The sequence below is a fragment of the Limnohabitans parvus II-B4 genome, from assembly GCF_003063455.1.
Classification (GTDB): Bacteria; Pseudomonadota; Gammaproteobacteria; order Burkholderiales; family Burkholderiaceae_C; genus Limnohabitans_A; species Limnohabitans_A parvus.
This window is the reverse complement of the sequence record NZ_NESN01000005.1, coordinates 15,308-33,064: the sequence shown is the minus strand read 5'-3', so window position 1 is coordinate 33,064 and position 17,757 is coordinate 15,308. Positions and strand designations below refer to the sequence as shown.

18 protein-coding genes are annotated in these 17,757 nt (G+C 60.4%); 12 read left to right on the top strand and 6 right to left on the bottom strand.

What is annotated here, in order from left to right; translation table 11 throughout:
* Nucleotides 1-4 precede the first annotated feature (4 nt).
* The 9 genes from B9Z37_RS12515 (at nt 5) to B9Z37_RS12475 (ending at nt 8,572) form a co-directional block, all read left to right on the top strand.
* A complete protein-coding gene (locus B9Z37_RS12515) occupies nt 5-634 on the top strand; it encodes an SPOR domain-containing protein (protein WP_108313365.1) in 630 nt (209 codons plus the stop codon).
* Between the two features lie 28 nt (nt 635-662).
* Complete coding sequence (locus tag B9Z37_RS12510; RefSeq protein ID WP_108313364.1) at nt 663-1,337, top strand: thiol:disulfide interchange protein DsbA/DsbL; 675 nt, start codon at nt 663-665, stop codon at nt 1,335-1,337.
* Between the two features lie 143 nt (nt 1,338-1,480).
* A complete protein-coding gene (gene lptA, locus B9Z37_RS12505) occupies nt 1,481-2,107 on the top strand; it encodes a lipopolysaccharide transport periplasmic protein LptA (protein ID WP_108313363.1) in 627 nt (208 codons plus the stop codon).
* Nucleotides 2,104-2,862 carry an LPS export ABC transporter ATP-binding protein gene (lptB, locus tag B9Z37_RS12500; RefSeq protein WP_108313362.1) on the top strand — a complete coding sequence of 253 codons (759 nt, stop codon included), beginning with the start codon at nt 2,104-2,106 and terminating at the stop codon, nt 2,860-2,862. Before lptA ends, lptB begins: the two co-directional genes overlap by 4 nt.
* Nucleotides 2,863-2,899: 37 nt before the next feature.
* Complete coding sequence (locus B9Z37_RS12495) at nt 2,900-4,441, top strand: RNA polymerase factor sigma-54 (protein ID WP_108313361.1); 1,542 nt, start codon at nt 2,900-2,902, stop codon at nt 4,439-4,441.
* Nucleotides 4,442-4,451: 10 nt separating this feature from the next.
* Nucleotides 4,452-5,783, top strand: a complete 1,332-nt coding sequence (locus tag B9Z37_RS12490) for a THUMP domain-containing class I SAM-dependent RNA methyltransferase (protein WP_108313360.1) — start codon at nt 4,452-4,454, stop codon at nt 5,781-5,783.
* Nucleotides 5,780-6,247 carry a PIN domain-containing protein gene (locus B9Z37_RS12485; RefSeq protein WP_240606715.1) on the top strand — a complete coding sequence of 156 codons (468 nt, stop codon included), beginning with the start codon at nt 5,780-5,782 and terminating at the stop codon, nt 6,245-6,247. Before B9Z37_RS12490 ends, B9Z37_RS12485 begins: the two co-directional genes overlap by 4 nt.
* 161 nt (nt 6,248-6,408) lie before the next feature.
* Complete coding sequence (locus B9Z37_RS12480) at nt 6,409-7,653, top strand: ATP-binding protein (protein ID WP_108313359.1); 1,245 nt, start codon at nt 6,409-6,411, stop codon at nt 7,651-7,653.
* A gap of 142 nt (nt 7,654-7,795) precedes the next feature.
* Nucleotides 7,796-8,572, top strand: coding sequence for a YecA/YgfB family protein (locus B9Z37_RS12475; protein ID WP_108313358.1), 777 nt, complete (start codon nt 7,796-7,798; stop codon nt 8,570-8,572).
* A gap of 98 nt (nt 8,573-8,670) precedes the next feature.
* Here B9Z37_RS12475 and B9Z37_RS12470 read toward each other — a convergent pair whose 3' ends face one another.
* The 5 genes from B9Z37_RS12470 to B9Z37_RS12450 form a co-directional block, all read right to left on the bottom strand.
* Entirely contained in the window at nt 8,671-9,636 is a 966-nt protein-coding gene (locus B9Z37_RS12470; RefSeq protein ID WP_108313639.1) for a Bug family tripartite tricarboxylate transporter substrate binding protein, read from the bottom strand.
* Between the two features lie 130 nt (nt 9,637-9,766).
* Nucleotides 9,767-11,317 (bottom strand): class I adenylate-forming enzyme family protein, encoded by a 1,551-nt coding sequence (locus tag B9Z37_RS12465; RefSeq protein WP_108313357.1) that lies wholly within the window; start codon nt 11,315-11,317, stop codon nt 9,767-9,769.
* Complete coding sequence (locus B9Z37_RS12460; RefSeq protein ID WP_407067236.1) at nt 11,317-12,585, bottom strand: acyl-CoA dehydrogenase family protein; 1,269 nt, start codon at nt 12,583-12,585, stop codon at nt 11,317-11,319. Before B9Z37_RS12460 ends, B9Z37_RS12465 begins: the two co-directional genes overlap by 1 nt.
* Nucleotides 12,582-13,364, bottom strand: coding sequence for an alpha/beta fold hydrolase (locus B9Z37_RS12455; RefSeq protein ID WP_108313356.1), 783 nt, complete (start codon nt 13,362-13,364; stop codon nt 12,582-12,584). The genes B9Z37_RS12460 and B9Z37_RS12455 overlap by 4 nt, the downstream gene beginning before the upstream one ends.
* Nucleotides 13,361-14,446 (bottom strand): M29 family metallopeptidase, encoded by a 1,086-nt coding sequence (locus B9Z37_RS12450; RefSeq protein WP_108313637.1) that lies wholly within the window; start codon nt 14,444-14,446, stop codon nt 13,361-13,363. The genes B9Z37_RS12455 and B9Z37_RS12450 overlap by 4 nt, the downstream gene beginning before the upstream one ends.
* Before the next feature lie 98 nt (nt 14,447-14,544).
* Here B9Z37_RS12450 and B9Z37_RS12445 point away from each other — a divergent pair, with 98 nt between their 5' ends.
* Together B9Z37_RS12445 and B9Z37_RS12440 are read left to right on the top strand one after the other, a co-directional pair.
* Nucleotides 14,545-15,093 carry a flavin reductase family protein gene (locus B9Z37_RS12445; protein ID WP_108313355.1) on the top strand — a complete coding sequence of 183 codons (549 nt, stop codon included), beginning with the start codon at nt 14,545-14,547 and terminating at the stop codon, nt 15,091-15,093.
* The gene (locus B9Z37_RS12440) at nt 15,090-15,530 is read left to right on the top strand and encodes a MarR family winged helix-turn-helix transcriptional regulator (RefSeq protein WP_108313354.1); all 441 of its coding nucleotides are present in this window, start codon (nt 15,090-15,092) and stop codon (nt 15,528-15,530) included. Before B9Z37_RS12445 ends, B9Z37_RS12440 begins: the two co-directional genes overlap by 4 nt.
* A gap of 319 nt (nt 15,531-15,849) precedes the next feature.
* Here B9Z37_RS12440 and B9Z37_RS12435 read toward each other — a convergent pair whose 3' ends face one another.
* Complete coding sequence (locus B9Z37_RS12435) at nt 15,850-17,067, bottom strand: MFS transporter (RefSeq protein WP_108313353.1); 1,218 nt, start codon at nt 17,065-17,067, stop codon at nt 15,850-15,852.
* Between the two features lie 47 nt (nt 17,068-17,114).
* On the opposite strand from B9Z37_RS12435, the gene B9Z37_RS12430 reads away from it, so the two are divergent.
* Nucleotides 17,115-17,717 carry a TetR/AcrR family transcriptional regulator gene (locus B9Z37_RS12430; protein ID WP_108313352.1) on the top strand — a complete coding sequence of 201 codons (603 nt, stop codon included), beginning with the start codon at nt 17,115-17,117 and terminating at the stop codon, nt 17,715-17,717.
* Nucleotides 17,718-17,757: the final 40 nt, after the last annotated feature.

The following is a 17,757-nucleotide window of genomic DNA, read 5'->3' as shown; positions in this document are numbered from 1 at the left end:
CGACATGAAACTCCACACCCAACACGGCGGTACTTTTCTCGGCTTCATCATTGGGCTGGTGCTGGGTTTGGGCGTGGCTTTGGCCGTGGCCGTTTATGTGACCAAGGTGCCCACGCCTTTTTCGAACAAGAACCAGCCACGCACGAACGACCAGGACGTGCAGGAAAGCCAGAAAAACAAAGACTGGAACCCGAACGGTGTGCTCCAGCCCAAGCCCCCTGCAGATGTACCGGCAACCCCCAGTGCTCCTGCAGCACCCAATCCCGCAGCCGAAAAAACCACGCCAGAAGTCGGCAAGACCGAGCCGCGCCCGGCGGTCACAGCCGATCCCTTGGGCGATTTGGCCAAATCCAAGTCTGGGCTCTCAACCCCTGCCGCCAACAGTGCCAGTGCCGATCCGTTTGACTACGTCATCCAGGTAGGCGCTTATCGCACCAGCAACGATGCCGACGCCCAAAAAGCCAAGCTGGCTTTAATGGGTCTGGATGCCAAGGTCTCTGAGCGAGATCAAGCTGGCCGCAGCATCTTCCGTGTACGCTTGGGTCCCTTTACAGACAAAGCCGCCGCTGAAAAAATTCGCACCCGCCTGGAGGGCAGCGGCATTGAAAACACCTTGGTGCGTGTTCAGCGCTGAACACGTCCTTCATGATCTGGAGCACCCCATGAAACGCCGTTTCTTCTCTACCGCCTTGGTGACAGCCACCGCTTGGCTCAGCACCTCTGCCGCTTGGGCCCAAGCCACTGTGTTCAAGTCTGGCAAAGACTTTTTGACACTGGACCGCCCTGTGGCCACAGAAGCAGGTACAGGCAAGGTCGAAGTCATCGAGTTCTTTTGGTACAGCTGCCCACACTGCAATGCGTTTGAACCCACTTTTGCCCAATGGGTCAAAAATGTGCCCAAGGATGTGGTGGTGCGCCGCATCCCCGTGTCTTTCCGTGACGACTTTGCGCCGCAGCAGCGCTTGTTTTTCACGCTCGAAGCCATGAATTTGCTCGACACATTGCACGCCAAAGTGTTTGCTGCGGTCCATGTGGAAAAGCTGCCCCTCAACTCAGATGCCAGCGTGCTGGCCTGGGCAGAAAAACAGCCCTTGGACAAAACCAAGTTCAACGAGATCTACAAATCGTTTGGGGTGGCCAGCAAACTCAAGCGTGCGGTCCAATTGCAAAACGACTTCAAAGTGGAAGGCGTGCCTTCCTTGGGGGTGGCGGGTCGCTACTACGTGGACGGCACTTTGGCCGGGAGCATGGAACAAGCGCTGAAAGTGACGGAAGCCTTGATCGCCCAGTCACGCCCCGCCCAAAGCAACGCGAAAGCGGGCCAGAAGAAAAGCTGAGCCAGCGCCAGCAGCCCCAACCCAAGCCCGCGGGTGAGTCACCTGAGCGGGCTTTTTTTATGCCTTGACACGCGCTGCGAGGTCGATCTGGTCGCTCTTGCCCCTACAATCAAAAATCGTCACCAGCAAGATTCATGCCCCCAATGACAATTCTACGGACCATCAGCCTCCTCGCCGCAGGACTGAGCTTGTTTTGCACGCCTGCCTGGGCCGAAAAAGCCGACCGCGACAAGCCCATGCTCATTGAAGCGGACGCGATGCGCCACGACGAAAACAAGCTGCTCACCCATTTCATCGGCAACGTTGTGGCCTTCAAAGGCACCATGGTGCTGCGCGGCGCCCGCATGGAAGTGCAGCAAGACAAACAAGGCCAGCAAGTGGCCCACGTCTGGGCGGCCCCCAAAGAGCGGGTGTTTTTTCGCCAGAAGCGCGAAGGGGTCGACGAGTTCACCGAAGGTGAAGGCGAAACGGCCATCTACGACAGCCAAGCCGATGTGGTGACGCTGATTCAGCGGGCAGAGGTCCGAATTTTGCGCGGCACGGAGTTGGCCGACCAAATCAATGGCGAAAAAATCGTCTTCAACAACACCACCGAAGTCATGACCGTTGACGGCCCACCCAAGGGCGCCAAAGCCACAGACCCGCGCGATCAACGTGTGCGAGCCGTACTGACGCCCCGAAAAGTGGGCACACCGTCAACCACCGCACCGACAACGGCAGCACCTGCACTGCGGACCAGCCCGAACGCAGGCGAAAGCAAGAAACCATGAGTGAGCCACTGGTGACCAGTCGACTGGAAGCGCACCACCTGAAGAAGGCCTATGGCAGCCGCAAAGTGGTGCACGATGTGTCCGTGCAGGTGGGCAAGGGCGAAGTGGTTGGTCTGCTGGGCCCCAACGGTGCAGGCAAAACCACCTCGTTTTACATGATCGTGGGCTTGGTGCGCGGTGACGGCGGCCAGATCCTGATCGACGGCGAAGACGTCACCCGCATGCCCATTCACAAGCGCTCGCGCATGGGCCTGTCTTACCTGCCGCAAGAAGCCTCCATCTTTCGCAAGCTGAGTGTGGCCGACAACGTGCGCGCCATTCTGGAGCTGCAAACCGACGACCAAGGCCAAGCACTTGCACCAGCCGACATCGAAAAACGGCTGAGCGAACTGCTGGCCGACCTGCGCGTTGACCATTTGCGCGATTCACCCGCCGTGGCTTTGTCGGGCGGTGAGCGCCGCCGCGTAGAGATTGCCCGCGCCCTGGCCACCGATCCGCGCTTCATCTTGCTGGACGAACCCTTTGCAGGCATCGACCCGATCGCTGTGATCGAAATCCAGCGCATCATCGCCTTCCTCAAACAACGCGGCATCGGCGTTCTCATCACCGACCACAACGTGCGCGAAACGCTGGGCATTTGCGACCACGCCTACATCATCAGTGAGGGTCGTGTGCTGGCAGCGGGCACGCCCGACGAGATCGTGTCCAACACCGAGGTACGACGCGTGTATCTGGGCGAACACTTCCGAATGTGATGAACAAATCACCCGTCAACGACATCAGAGCACAGCCATGAAACCCGGTCTGTCGCTCCGCATGTCCCAGCACCTGGCGCTCACGCCCCAGTTGCAACAATCGATTCGCCTGCTGCAACTGTCCACGCTGGAGCTGTCGCAGGAAGTCGACCAGATGCTGGACGACAACCCGTTCTTAGAGCGCAGCGAAGAGGAATCCGCTTCCGAAGCCTTTGGCCTAGAGCAGACCGACACCCATGTCAGCTTGGGCGACCGGGTGAGCGAGAGCGCCAGCACGTCCAGCAGCAGCGAAGACAGCGCCAGCGAAACCCGCGACGAAGCCGTGACCGATGTGGCCGAAAGCTGGGACGGCGACGGCAGCGTGGACATGCGCCCCGACGACAGCGAATGGGGCGGTGAGGCCGGGCCTCGGCAAAACAACGGCGAAGAAACCGCCGATGCCATCGACCTGGCCCGCAGCAGCGGCTCATTGACTGACTTTTTGCACCGACAGGCCTTGTCGCTGCGCCTGTCCGAGATCGACCGCGCGGCGCTGCGCTTTTTGATCGAGTCGCTCAACGACGACGGCTACCTGACCGACACCCTGCCCGAACTGGCCGCCAGCTTGGCGGGCAGCGACGATTACGAGCAACTGGACGAGCTGGTGCACCGCTTCACTGTGGCGCTGGGTTTGCTGCAATCGCTCGAACCCGTGGGCGTGGGCGCTCGCGATTTGGCCGAGTGCATGCGCATCCAGATCAAGGCCTTGCTCCAAGACGAACCAGACGATGCCGTGGCACAAGCCGCTTTGGCCGTGTGCGCTCAGCCCCTGGAAATGCTGGCCAAGCGCGACTTCAAACGCCTGGCGGTGGCCTGCGGCCTGGACGAAGCCGTGGTCAAAGCCGCGATCCCCTTCATCGCCCGACTCGAACCCAAGCCTGGCCGCCCCTTTGTGCAGGCTGAGCAAAACATCATCATCCCTGATGTGTTGGTGGTGAACACCAGCAAGACCGCCACGCCCAAATTCCGCATCCAGCTCAACCCGGACGTGATGCCCAAACTGCGCGTGCACGACATTTATGCCAACGCCCTGCGCGGCAGCAAAGGCTCGTCGCACGCGGGTTTGCAGCAGCGCCTGCAAGAAGCCCGCTGGTTCATCAAGAACATCCAGCAGCGCTTTGACACCATCTTGCGTGTGTCGACTGCCATCGTGGAGCGGCAAAAGAACTTTTTGACGCACGGTGAGCTGGCCATGCGCCCGCTGGTGCTGCGCGAGATCGCCGACGAGCTGGGCATGCACGAGTCCACCATCAGCCGCGTGACCACGGCCAAATACATGTCCACGCCGCAGGGCACCTTTGAGCTGAAGTATTTCTTTGGCTCGGGCCTGGGCACCGACAGCGGCAGCGCCGCATCCAGCACCGCCGTGCGGGCGTTGATCAAGCAGTTTGTGGCTGCCGAAAAACCCGCCAAACCTCTGTCGGACAACCAGATTTCTGAAATGCTGAAAGAGCAAGGCATCGACTGCGCACGCCGCACGGTGGCCAAATACCGCGAAGCCCTGAAGATCGCGCCTGCGAACCTGCGCAAAACCCTTTGAGAGTATTCGAGTGAATTCATTGAACCTGTTCATGCCTTGCGCCGCTGGCGTTGAGGGCTTTTTGGCCGACGAAGTGCACACCATCACGGGCCTGACCGGCAACGACCTGATGACCGGGCGCGGCGGTGTGATGGCCCGCGCCTCGTGGCGCGACGCCATGCGCATCAACCTGCACAGCCGCCTGACCCAGCGCGTGCTGGTGCAGTTGTCGGTCACCGACTACCGCAACGAAAACGACCTGTACCGGGCGGCCAGTGAAGTGGCCTGGGAGATCTGGTTCACCCCCAAGCAAAGCTTCAAGATCGACATCACGGCGCAGCACAGCCCGCTGACCAGCCTGAACTTTGCGGCCCTCAAGATCAAAGACGCGGTGGCCGACCGCTTTCGCGCCAAGCGCGGCGAGCGCCCGAACGTGGACACCACCTGGCCCGATGTGCGCATTTATGCCCACGTCACGCCCGAAACCCTCACGCTGTACATCGACACATCGGGTGAACCGCTGTTCAAGCGCGGCTGGCGCACCGACAAAGGCGACGCGCCTTTGAAGGAAACCCTGGCCGCTGCCATGATCGCGGCCAGTGGCTGGGACGCAACCGTCCCCCTGTACGACCCCTGCTGCGGCAGCGGCACCATCCCAATCGAAGCGGCGCAAATCGCCTGCGGCATCGCACCCGGCTTACAGCGTCGCTTTGGTTTCGAGAAATTGTTGCCCTTCCAGAACCACGTCTGGCAAGGCCTGATCGAAGAAGCCCGCGACAACGAACACGAACCCACCGCGCCCGTCTTTGGCAGCGATGTGGCCTTCCGCATGGTCGACTTTGCCGAGCGCAACGCCGAACGCGCAGGCGTGTCGGGCGTGATCGAATTCCGGGGTGGCGACGCGCTGCAACGCATGCCGCCCAGCGAGACGCCCGGCGTCATGCTGCTCAACCCGCCTTATGGCGAGCGCATTGCCGCAGCGGGTGTGGCCGGGCGTGGGCGCGACAGCTTCCAGCCCGGGGCCTTGGCCGATGCGCGCTCAAGTACCCGCGCAGCCGACCAAAGCCACCACCGCGAAACCGCCCAAACCCAAGACGGCGACGACAGCGTCGACTTTTTTGCCCAACTGGCCAGCCACTGGAAGAAAAACTACAGCGGCTGGAGCGCCTGGATGCTCACGCCCGACCTGAAACTGCCCAGCAAAATGCGCCTGAAAGAATCGCGCCGCGTGCCCATGTGGAACGGCCCCATCGAATGCCGCCTGTTCCGCTTTGACATGATCAAGGGCAGCTTGAAGCGCGTGCCCAGCGATGGCACGCCCAACCCCGACACATCGGGAACAACGGGAACAACAGGTTCATGAGTGAGGCGGTAAACAAGGGCCTTGGCGGCGGACTGGACGCAGGCTCAGATCAGCCCCCGACACGCCGCGTGCTGGACACCAACATCGTGCTCGACCTGTGGGTATTTGACGAACCCCAATCCGAAGCACTGCGCACCAGCGTCGAGAGCGGCAGCACGCAGTGGCTGGCCACCGCCGCCATGCGCGAAGAACTGGCCCGCGTGCTCGCCTACCCGCAAATCGTCAAACGCCTCACGCACCGCGAACTGCCCGCCAGCGCCGTGCTCGGCCACTTTGACCGCTGGGCCCAACTGCAGCCCGACGCGCCCAAAGCCCCCTACGCCTGCAAAGACGCCGACGACCAAAAATTCATCGACCTGGCCGTGGCCCACGCCGCTGCTCTGCACAGCAAAGACGCGCAAGTACTCTGCATGAAAAAACGCTTGGAGCGCTGCGGCGTGGCGTTGAACCCTAAGGTGCCCTGAACCGTCCGCTGGCTCCCTTATGGGAGGCCGTACCTGCGTCACATCTTCTGGCCGGAAAACAGCCATCCGCCTCAAGAAAACCCAAAAATAATCCAAAATTTACGGCACTCAATTCCCAAATTTACGTCATAATTTTCCTGAATTTACGCTAACATTCAGGCATGACTGATCCTGAAATGTTCCCGCGACTCATCGCGCCGCATCTCCTTGAAGCCATGAGCGACACGCCAGTGGTTCTCTTGGCCGGTCCACGGCAAGCAGGCAAAACGACACTGGTCAAACAAATCGCTGGCCACAGCGGCGAATTCCGTTACCTGACACTGGATGACGCGCTCACCCTTTTGTCGGCCCAAGAAGATCCGGTGGGCATGATCCGCAGTTTGGACCGTGCGGTGATCGACGAGATTCAACGCGCCCCAGGTTTGTTGCTGGCGATCAAGAAAAGCGTGGATGAAGACCGCCGCCCAGGGCGTTTTTTGCTCACCGGCTCAGCCAACTTGATGGCCCTGCCCACAGTGGCCGATTCTTTGGCGGGGCGCATGGAGACTTTGTCACTGCTGCCTTTGTCACAAAGCGAAATCGCAGGGCAATCCGCCAACTGGCTGGATCATGCGTTTGCTGACCACCTGCCTCAAGCAGGCTCATCTGCCCGCGACGATGACTTGGTTGCCCGTGTGCTGCGCGGCGGCTACCCGGAGGCACTGACGCGATCCACCGACAGGCGTCGCACAACGTGGGCGCGTCAATACCTCGCGGCCATGGTGGAGCGGGATGTTCGCGACATCGCCAACATTGACAAGTTGGATCAACTGCCGCGGTTTTTGCGCGCCCTGGCTCAGATGGCCGGGCAAATGTGCAACTACTCTCAACTTGGCGGCCAAGTGGGCATCGACAACAAGACCGCCGCCAAATATCTCGGCATTTTTGAGCAAATGTATTTGCTCAAACGCGTGGACGTTTGGGCGCGCAATCGCCTCAAGCGCATGGTCAAAATGCCCAAACTTCAATTCATCGATGCAGGTCTGCTGGCCACCCTCTTGGACTTGACCGCTGAAGAAACCCAAAAAGACAAAACACGCTTTGGCCATGTGCTGGAAACGTTTGTCTATTCAGAATTGCTCAAGCATGCCAGCACCGCCGAGGGCGACTACCAACTGCTGTACTACCGGGATGCCGACCAGGTGGAAGTCGATGTGGTGATTGAAAACGCCGCAGGCCAGGTGGTCGGGGTTGAAGTCAAGTCATCGGCCACCGTCAAAGAAAGCGACCTGCGCGGACTGCGAAAACTCGCCGGACTGGCGGGGGCTGATTTCAAAATGGGCGTGCTGCTTTATGACGGCGATGAAACCCTGCCGCTGGGCGACAACATCTGGGCGGCCCCGTTGTCGACACTTTGGGGCAAGTGATATTTCGCAGACTCCCGTGGCGAACCCTTCGCGAGCAGGGGCTCGCTCCCACTTGATAGACAAGCAAAGTGGCGGCAGACAAGCACAGGCGTGTCTGGCCACCGCCCCTTCTACAATCCTGCCATTGCAATAGGAACACCGCATGAACACGACCGCTGGCTTGGAAGCCGAAGACTTTGACACCCTGGACAACATCCTGGACGACCTGCGCGAGCGCTTTGAAGAGACGCCGCAGTGGGAGTTTTGCGAGGGCTTTATGGCCGCGCTGGTGTGCTGCCGCCGCGCCATCCCCGACAGCGAGTGGCTGCCGATGCTGCTGGGCATTGACCCGGACGAGGCCGAAGGTGGCAGCTTTGCCGACGACGCCCAGCGCCAGCAGTTCATGGCCTTGTGGCAGCGCCGTTTTGACGAGATCAAGCTCGCACTCGACACCCCCGTGGAAGCGCTGGACGACGACAAGGCCTATGCGCCCGAGGTGATGGATGTGCGCGGCGCGATTGCGTCATTGCCACCCGAAGAGCGTGAAGAGATTGAAGACAGCGAAATCCCGTCATTTGCCCAGGTGTGGGCCTTGGGCTTCATGTTTGCGGTGGAAAACTGGCCCGAAGAGTGGGCTGCCCCCAAAGACAAAGATGCCAACAAGTGGCATGACCTGTCGCTTGAAGCCGTTGTGGCCTTGACCGAAGACGACACCGATGTGCCCACCTTGTCGGCACTGTCGGAAGACGGCCCACCCAGCGTGAGCGAAAACCGCCTGAACGCTTATGGCGAGGCTTTGTGGGCGGTGTATGACCTGCGCGAAATCTGGCGCAACATCGGCCCCCGCGTAGCTCAAGTCATCAAAGAAGCTACGCCCGGCCGCAACGATGCTTGCAGCTGCGGCAGCGGTAAAAAATACAAAAAGTGCTGCGGGGCCTGAGGCCCAGCGAAGATGGATCCCGGCTCAAGTCCGGGATGACACTGAACAGTTGTCATACCCGTGCAGGCGGGTATCCATGCCGTTTCAGAGACACACCATCAGTCGACCTTGGCACCCGAGGCCTTGACGACTTCGGCCCACTTCTTGTGCTCGGCGTCAATCAGCGCTGCAAACTGTGCAGGCGTGTTGCCGCTGGGGATCGCGCCCAAAGTGGCCAGGCGCTCTTTCATGGCCGGAGAGGCCAATGACTTGGCGACCTCTTGCTGGATACGGCTGACCACATCGGGGGGCGTGCCTGCGGGGGCCAGCAAACCGAACCAGCTGCTGGCTTCAAAGCCTTTGAGGCCACCTGCTTCTTCCACGGTGGGCAAGTCAGGCAAAGCAGCGGAGCGCTGGCTGCTGGTGACAGCCAAGGCCTTGAGTTTGCCCGCCTTGATGAGTTGCATGGCCGAGGGCAAATTGTCGAACATCACGTCCATGCTGCCGCCCGCCAAATCGAGCAAGGCTGGGCCGGAGCCGCGGTATGGGATGTGGGCCATGAAGGTGCCGGTTTGCGACTTGAACAACTCGCCTGCCAAGTGGATGGAAGTGCCGTTGCCGCTGGACGCCATGTTCAACTTGCCGGGGTTGGCTTTGGCGTACTGGATGAAGTCTTTGACGTTGTTGATCTTGTTGGCAGCGGCTTTTTCGGCATTGACCACCATCACGTTGGGCACACCCGCGACCAGCGTGATGGGGGCGAAGTCCTTGAAGGGGTCGTAGGGCAGCTTGGCGTAAAGGGCGCGATTGATGCCGTGCGTGCCCACGGTGCCCATGAGCAGGGTGTAGCCGTCACCTGCGGACTTGGCCACGATTTCTGCCCCTAGGTTGCCGCCTGCGCCGCCCTTGTTTTCGATGACAAATTGCTGACCAAAAGCTTTGCTCAAATCCGGGGCGATGGCTCGGGCCAGGATGTCGGTGGTGCCGCCGGGTGCGAAGGGCACCACGATCTTGACGGGCTTGGTGGGCCAGGCGGTTTGCGCCCAGGCCAAAGACGTGGTCGACAACAGAACTGCAGCCGCCATGCCCAGAACCGGGCGGCGATTGAAATGGCGTGACAGTTGAACCATGCGTATCTCCTTGTTTTGATGCATCAAATCATGATGCCATGCAGGTGTGACAACGCTGTCACGCAGGCGAAGAAAGAGGCGGTTTTTAAGGGTTTGTCCCGGTCAAAAGGGACTGCAAAGCGGGCTTTTGCACCTTGCCCAAGGCACTCTTGGGCAGGCTGTCCATGAACACCACACGGCGCGGTAACTTGAAGCGGGCGATGCGCGACTGCAGGTGGGCCAGCACGGCTTCGGCGCTCAGGGCTTGCCCTGCGGAGTCTGGGCGGCGCACCAGCACCGCCACGGGCACTTCGCCCCAGCGGGCATCGGCCACGCCGACCACCGCGTTGTCGGCCACGCCGGGCAAAGTGACAAGCTGGTTTTCGATTTCGGCCGGATAGATGTTTTCGCCACCCGAGATGATCATGTCTTTGCTGCGGCCCACGATGGTGATGCAGCCGTCTTCGGCGCGCTGACCCAAATCGCCAGAATGGAACCAACCGTCCTGCAGACCCGCGTGGATTTCGCCGTCGGCACGCCAGTAGCCGCGCATCAGGTTGGCGGCGCGGATGCAGACTTCGCCCGTTTCACCGGGGCCGACTTCCTGGCCTTGGGCGTCGATCAGTTTGACCTGCGCCTCCGGGTGCGGCCAGCCGGATGCGCCCACTCGGGCCATGGCGTCCGGCAGGCGCAGCACGATGGACACAGGCCCCGTCTCGGTGGTGCCATAGACCTGCCCCACGGGCACGCCGCGTGCGTGCAGCGTTTCGAGGTAAGCCACAGGCACGGTGGACGAGCCGGTCATGATGCCGCGCAGGCAAGCCAGCGAAGTCTCGGCCCAGCGCGGGTGTTCAAACACGGCGCGCATGGTGGCGGGCACCAAGAGCGACAGCGTGGGGCGGCTCGTGTGCATTTCATCCAACCAAGCGGTCGGGTCAAAGCGCGGATGCAGCACCACCTCCACCCCCGCCAGCAGCGCGGGCAGGGTCTGGATGCACAGGCCGCCCACATGGAACATCGGCAGCGTGGACAGCACCTTGTCGCCTTCTACAAAGTCGTGCGCCCAGGCACTGGCGCGGGCATTGGCGAGCAGCGCGGCTTGCGTGTGCACCGCGCCCTTGGGCACGCCCGTGGTGCCCGAGGTGTAGACCAACAGCAGCGGCAGCTCACTGTGCACAGTGGGCAACGGCAGGCCACGAGGCGAGGCGGTGGCGATCAACGTGTCGTGGTGGGTGTGCTGCAGGTCTGTGCCTTGCAACGCATGCGCAGCATCGGCGTGGTGGGTGTCATGCACCAGCAAGCGCGGCTGGGCGTCTTGCATGACCTGCTGCAACTCGGGCACGGCCAGCCGAAAGTTGAGCGGCAAGAACACCGCGCCCAAACGGGCGCAGGCCACCAACGTGACCAGTTGCAGCTCGTGGTTGAAGCCTAGCCAGGCCACGCGGTCACCCGGCTGCACACCCCAGGTGGATTGCAGGTGAGCTGTGACGCGCTCCACGCGCCGCCAGAACTTGGCGAAGTCGTAGGCGATGGTGCTGTCACCCGTCTGGGTGGCCTTGCGCTCATCGCCCCGAAAGGTCATGGCGGGCTGCGTGCCGCAGTCCTGCGCCAGCTGCGCAAAGCGGGCTGAGAGGGGGCTGGTTTCGTCGCCCAACATCACTCGTCTTTTTCGCCGGGTTCGTACAGGGCTTCGCGGCCAATGCGGTCCATGCACAGCTCGGCCGTCCAGGGCAGCATGAGCGAGCCACAACGCGCATCGCGGTACAGGCGCTCCAGCGGCAGGCTTTTGAGCATGGACTGACCGCCGCAGGTGCGAATGGCCAAGCGGGCGATGTCTTGCGCGTTTTCCATGATGGTGTACTGCGCGGCATAGGCCCGCAGGCGGGTGGACTTGCTCGGGTCCACCTTCGCGTCTTCGATGGCGCGCAAAAAGAGGTTGCGTGTTTGTTCGAGCTTGATGAACATCTCGGCCACGGCGATTTGCTTGGTCGCGAACTGGCGGCGCTTGATGGGGCCCGTGCCGGGAATCTCGCCACGCAAATAGGCCACGGTGAAGTCGTACGCCGCTTGCGCGATGCCCATGTACGTGGGCGAGAGCGTCATGAACATGTGCGGCCAGCGGCTGGCGGCCTGGAAGTACAGGCCTTGCGGCATGAGCGCCGCGTCGTCGGGCACGAACACGTCTTTGAAGATCAGGTTGCGTGACACGGTGGCGCGCATGCCCAGCGGGTCCCAGTCGCCTTCGACCGTCAGACCCGGCGCGGTGCGCGGCACAGCCAGGTACAGCGTGTCGCGGCGCGAGAGGTCGGTGCCCTCTTTTTTCTCGGTGCAGAGCACACCAAAGTAATCGGCTGCATCGGACAACGAAGCGAAGATTTTTTTGCCATTGATCTTCCAGCCGCCCTCGACCTTCACGGCGAGCGTGCCAAAAGGTTGTGCCCCGGCAGCGGCCGCACCACCCTCGGAGAAAGGCTGCGCATAGATCGCACCGTCTTTCACCACGCGGGCAAAGTGCGTGGCCTGGTGCGTGCGGTGGATGGCGCGTTGCTCAGGCGTCATCTCCAGGTCTTCAGACAACAAGCCGCTCCAGAGCATGGTGCAGACGTGCATGTTGAAAGTGAGCGCGGTGGCACCGCAGTAGCGGCCGATCTCGGCCGAGACCATGGCATAGGTGGCGTAGTCGGCACCGTGGCCGCCATGCGCTTCGGGCACGCACAGCGCCAGCAGGCCCGAGTCACGCATGTCGTCGTAGTTGGCAAACGGGAACTGCGCGTCGCGGTCGAGTTGCGCGGCACGGGGGGCGAACTTCTCGCGGCCCAGCTGGCGGGCCAGCGCCATCAGCTTTTGCTGTTTTTCGGTCAGGGGGTAATCGTCGCCACAGATGGGCATGACGTCTGGTTGAGAGGGGGCTTGCACGTCGGTCATGGTTTCACGTCCTTCAGAAATTTTTCGAGTTCGGCATTGAACGCCTTGGGCTGTTCGTAATGCAGCAAATGCCCTGCCCCGGCCAAGCAGGCATAGCGCGCACCGGGGATCTTTTGCGCCATGCGTTCCATCACGGTGGGTGGTGCGGTGCGGTCGTGCTCTGCAGCCAGGCACAGCACGGGCACGGTGAGGGTGGGCAAAGCGGCGCGTTGCTCAAACTGCACCAGCGCATGCAATGCGGCGCAGTAGGTGGCGGGCGGCACGGCCGACATACTTTGGTGCGCAGGGATCAACTGGGCTGCATCGCCACCGGGAGCGGCCATGGTCGGGATCAGCTTGTCGGCAATGTCGCCCATGGTTTTGCCCGCTTCCAGCGGGGCGAGGCGCTGCGCCAAAAACTGCTTTTGAAAATCGCCATCTGAGTTGCCAAAAGCCGGACTGCTGGCGGCCAGCAGCAGGCCACAGATGCGCTCTGGCTTTTGCGTCCAGGCTTGCAGGGCGACCATGGCCCCCATGCTGTGGCCCACCAACACGGCTTGGTCGATGTGCGCCGCGTCCAGCATCTGCCAGAGGGCTTGCGCCAGGTGCGCGAAGTCGTAGGGGCTGACCATGGGGCTGTCGCCATAACCGGGCATGTCCCAGGCCAGGCTGCGCCAACCCAAAGCGGCCACATGCGCTTGCTGCGCTACCCAGCCATGTCGGCCGCCACCCACGCCGTGCAAGAACACCACGGCGGGTTGTGTGGGCAAACCCACGTCGGTGAAGGCGGGTGCGTTCATGCCAGCGCCGCGCTCACGACTTGGCCCGCATCGACCACCACGGTGTCATCCAGACAGATGGTGCAGCCGCGCATAGGCAGGTCAAAGTGGCCCAGCGTGTGGCGGCCTGCCACCTCGTTCGCCCCGGTCGAGTACAAAAAGTTGCCCGCAAAGGCGCGCAGCTCGGTGCCGTTGCAGTCGCGCTTGTCGTAGAACGCCATGGCATCCCAACGCGCCGCCGGGTTCAGGCCAAAGCCCACATGCGAGACGGCATAAGCGGCGCGGTGGCCTTCGGCGTCTTCCCAGGCTTTCCAGTAGCCGCGCATCATGTCCACATCGACGCCCTGCCCCTCGATGGCGACCACGCTGTCGTCCTCGATGGTCAGGCGGATCGTGTCGCGCAAATAGCTTTTGAAGGTCAGGTTCACATCGCCCGGGGCCATGACCAGCGTGCCGTTGACACTGCCTGCGGCCGGGAATGCCAGCGCCAGCCCGGCAGGCCAGTGCGACACCATGCCCGGCTTGGGGCAAAAGCCCCACACACCGCCGACCACCGCTTGTTTGTCGCCATGTTTCAGGTTCACGCGCAGGTCAGTGCCAGCGGCAGACGTCACATGCATCTGCTGTGCAGCGCGGAGCTTTTTCATGGCCGAGCGCACCACGCCTTCGAGCGCCGGATCGGGCACGGTGCGCTCCAAGATTTCAGGGTGCTCGTTGGACACCATGAGCAGGCGCGGCATGTGGCCGTCCACGCCCTTCATGATGGTGGGCAGCTCGGGCGCGTGCAGCAGGCCTTCGACGGTGCAGTCCACCACCATGTCGGCGCGGGCGAGAGCTGCCACCACGGGGCCGAGCTGGCCAATCGCGTCGCTAGCGCCTGTGGAGCGCACGGGCGCGGGGGCGGTGAGCGCAGGCGTTGTCAAAGTCACCTCGAACACGCGGGCGCCCATGGCCTCCAGCGCGAGGCGGGCCAAGTCCACGTTGACCCGGCGTGATTGGGTTTCGGCCAAAATAGCGACCACTTCGCCAGGCTGCACCTTGCACAGCGTGAAGGTGCGGGTAAAGGCCGCGAGCCACCTGTTTTCGATTCGTTCCACCAGCATGCTTGTCTCCTTGACGAACTGGTTCTGCGCACGACGCACTCGACCTCATGCCAAACAGTTTATATGAATATTCATGTAAATTCATCCATAATGACCCTATGCGCCCCAACCCACCTCCGACCATTCAGCCGCTGACCCCTGACTTTGAGGCCCCTCATTTCAGGCAGGCCCTGTCGCGCTTTGCCACAGGCGTGACCGTCATCACCACCTTCGCGCCAGGCGCACAAAAAGGCGATACAGCCAGCAGCAGCTTTGTGGGCATCACGGCCAGCTCCTTCAATTCGGTGTCGCTCACGCCGCCGCTCGTGCTGTGGAGCTTGGGCCACCGGGCCAGCAGCTTGCCGCTGTTCCATGCGGGCACGCACTATGTGGTGAATGTGCTGGCCGCAGACCAGCTCGACTTGTGCAATCGCTTTGCCTACGGCAAAGGCGACCGCTTTGCCGACACCGCCTACACCCTAGGACAAGCCGGGTTACCCATTTTGAAAGGCGCTCTGGCCTGGTTTGAATGCCACAACCGCAGCCGCCACGAAGAAGGCGACCATGTGATTTTTGTGGGTGAGGTAGAACGCTGCGGTTTCAGTGATGGCTCGGCCCCACTCGTTTACCAGGGCGGTCAGTTCAGCACCACCACGCCACTGGCATGAGCAAATCAGCAGGCTTTGTCGACGACTACCTGGCCTATTTGCTGGCACGCGCCAGCCATTTGATTTCGAGTGAATTCCATGCCGTGGTCGAAGCCAGCGGCCTGAGCCTCATGGAGTGGCGCGTCATGGCCAGCTTGTCGGGCAAAGACAGTTTAAGCATCAACGAACTCGCCAGCATCGTGCTGGCCAAACAACCCACCGTGACCAAGCTGGTGGGCCGCATGCAAGACGCCGGGTGGGTCACGCGTTGCGACGCCGCACACGACAAACGGCAAAGCCTGGTGAGCCTCACGGCCGCAGGTCGGCGCAAAGTGCAGCCCCTGCTGAAGCAAGCCAAAGCGCACGAGGCACAGGTGGTGTCTGCTTTGGGGGCAGACCCGGCACATCAACTCAAGCTCATGCTGGAGAGCTTGATTGCGGCGCATGGCAGTACCTGAGCGCGCAAGGGCACAGCCAAGATTTTTAGTTTTAGGTTTTGGTGAACCATTTATTGCCGGTCTCTGCGGCAAGTGGTTGGGGCTAAGACCCAACGGCTGTTTTGCAGCGGAAGTGGTCGCTCGAAGCCGTTAAGCGCTTAGGCTGCTTCCGGCCACAAGCGGAAGTTGCGGTTGTGGTGTCAACGCACGCTTGATTGGCTAAGCGGTCATCCAGGGAATCCATTCAAGTCAAAAGCCATTGAGGCTATTGGTTCAAGCATGCGGAAGGGGGCCTTAGTGAGAGAGCCATTTGAAGAGTCTAGGCTCTGAATTCCTTTTTTTAGGCCGTCAAAGGCTTTGCAATGGGCGCTTCTTTAATTGGTAAATTAATTAGTGCAGCCATGCCAGACAATGCGATATCTGCCCACCACATCCATTGATAGTCTCCGTTAGCAGTAAAAACCAAGCCTCCTAGATAGGCTCCTAAAAATCCTCCTATTTGGTGCGAAAGTAGTGTCAAACCAAAGAGAGTTGCCAAATACCGAACGCCGAATAATTTACCAACAATTGCTGCTGTTGGTGGAACCGTAGCTAACCATGTGAACCCCAACCCCATGGCAAACACATAAAAAGTCCATTCCGTTTTGGGCGCTACCAGATACATCGCAATCAGCAAAGCCCGTGATCCATACATCGTTGCCAAAACATACTTACTTCTATACATATTGACGCACGACCCGGCATATAGACTGCCCAAAATATTGGCCAACCCGATGATGGCCAATGACCAACTGGCCACAGCGGGAGTTAAACCACACAAGCCCACTTCGGTAGGTAGGTGGGTGACTAAAAATGCGATGTGAAAGCCGCATGTGAAAAACCCCAAATGCAAAAGTAAATAACTGGGGTTACGCATGGCATCTCTAACTGCTTTTTTGAGGCCACCTTCTGGATCGGCTGCTTTGGCAGGGGCATGCGTATCACTGGTCAATCGGTTAAGTAGTGGAATTGCCAGTAGTGTGACTACCGCCATAGTCCACATGGAACCCATCCAACCAACCCATGGAATCAGCTTTTGAATGATGGGCGCGAATACAAATTGGCCAAATGAACCACCCGCATTGATGATGCCCGAAGCGGCTCCTCTTGATTCTGCAGGCATGCGCTGAGCGGCAGCACCTAGCAGGACTGAAAAACTGCAAGCACCTGCACCCATTGCACTTAATACGCCCATCGTCAGGATAAGACCCCAACTGCTGGTGACAAAGGGTGTCAATGCAGAACCTAAGACAAGAATAAATAAACCACTCAGAAGTACTGGGCGTGGGCCGTATTTGTCTGCAAAAGCACCAGCGATAGGTTGAATAGCACCCCATACAAATTGGCCGATTGCCATGGCCAAACTTATCGTGACAATGCCAAGCCCCGTGTCTGTGTTGAGCGGTCCCACATAAAGCCCCATAGACTGTCTGGTTCCCATGGTGATCATCAAAATAGCGGACGCCATAAGAGTGGTGAACCAAACACCACGGTGATTCATGCTGGAAAAAAATGACATAAACGACTTCCTGATTGGATTACAGTTCTTTTCGAATAATTTTCTGTATGATACACATCATGCGAAACAAATCAAGCGCACGTCTTGCATCAAAAGAAGCCTCACATGAGCGCATCGTGGATGCTGCTGCCCGCGCCATACGTCGCAGCGGCTATGACGGTACGGGTGTTGCCGACATCATGAAGGAAGCAGGACTCACGCACGGTGCGTTTTATGCCCACTTTGAGTCACGTGAAGCCATGTTGGTCGAGGCTGTGGATCGAGCTGGTGCGCAAGCCAACGCTGTTGCTTCGAGCGTCATTGCCTCAGTGCCACCTGAGGAAGCGCTTCAGGCCATGATGCAGGTTTACCTGTCCAGAGAGCATATTGACGGCATCGAATCTGGATGTCCGATTTCTGCCCTTGGCTCTGAGATGCCACGACAGTCTGATGAAGTTCGCCGTGCCGCTACATTGCGCATCAAAGAGATGATTGACTTGGTTGCGCGTCAGTTTCCCGATTGGGGGCAGCCAGCTGCGCACGAGCGTGCATTGGTCACGGTGTCCATGATGGTGGGCACATTGATTCTCGCGCGTGCAGTGAATGACTCCGCGCTGTCGGAATCGCTGTGTAGTTCAACTTTGAAAAAGCTAAATTCGGTCGGGATCTGATTCCTGTTTTTTTAAATTTACATATGATATTCATCATGCG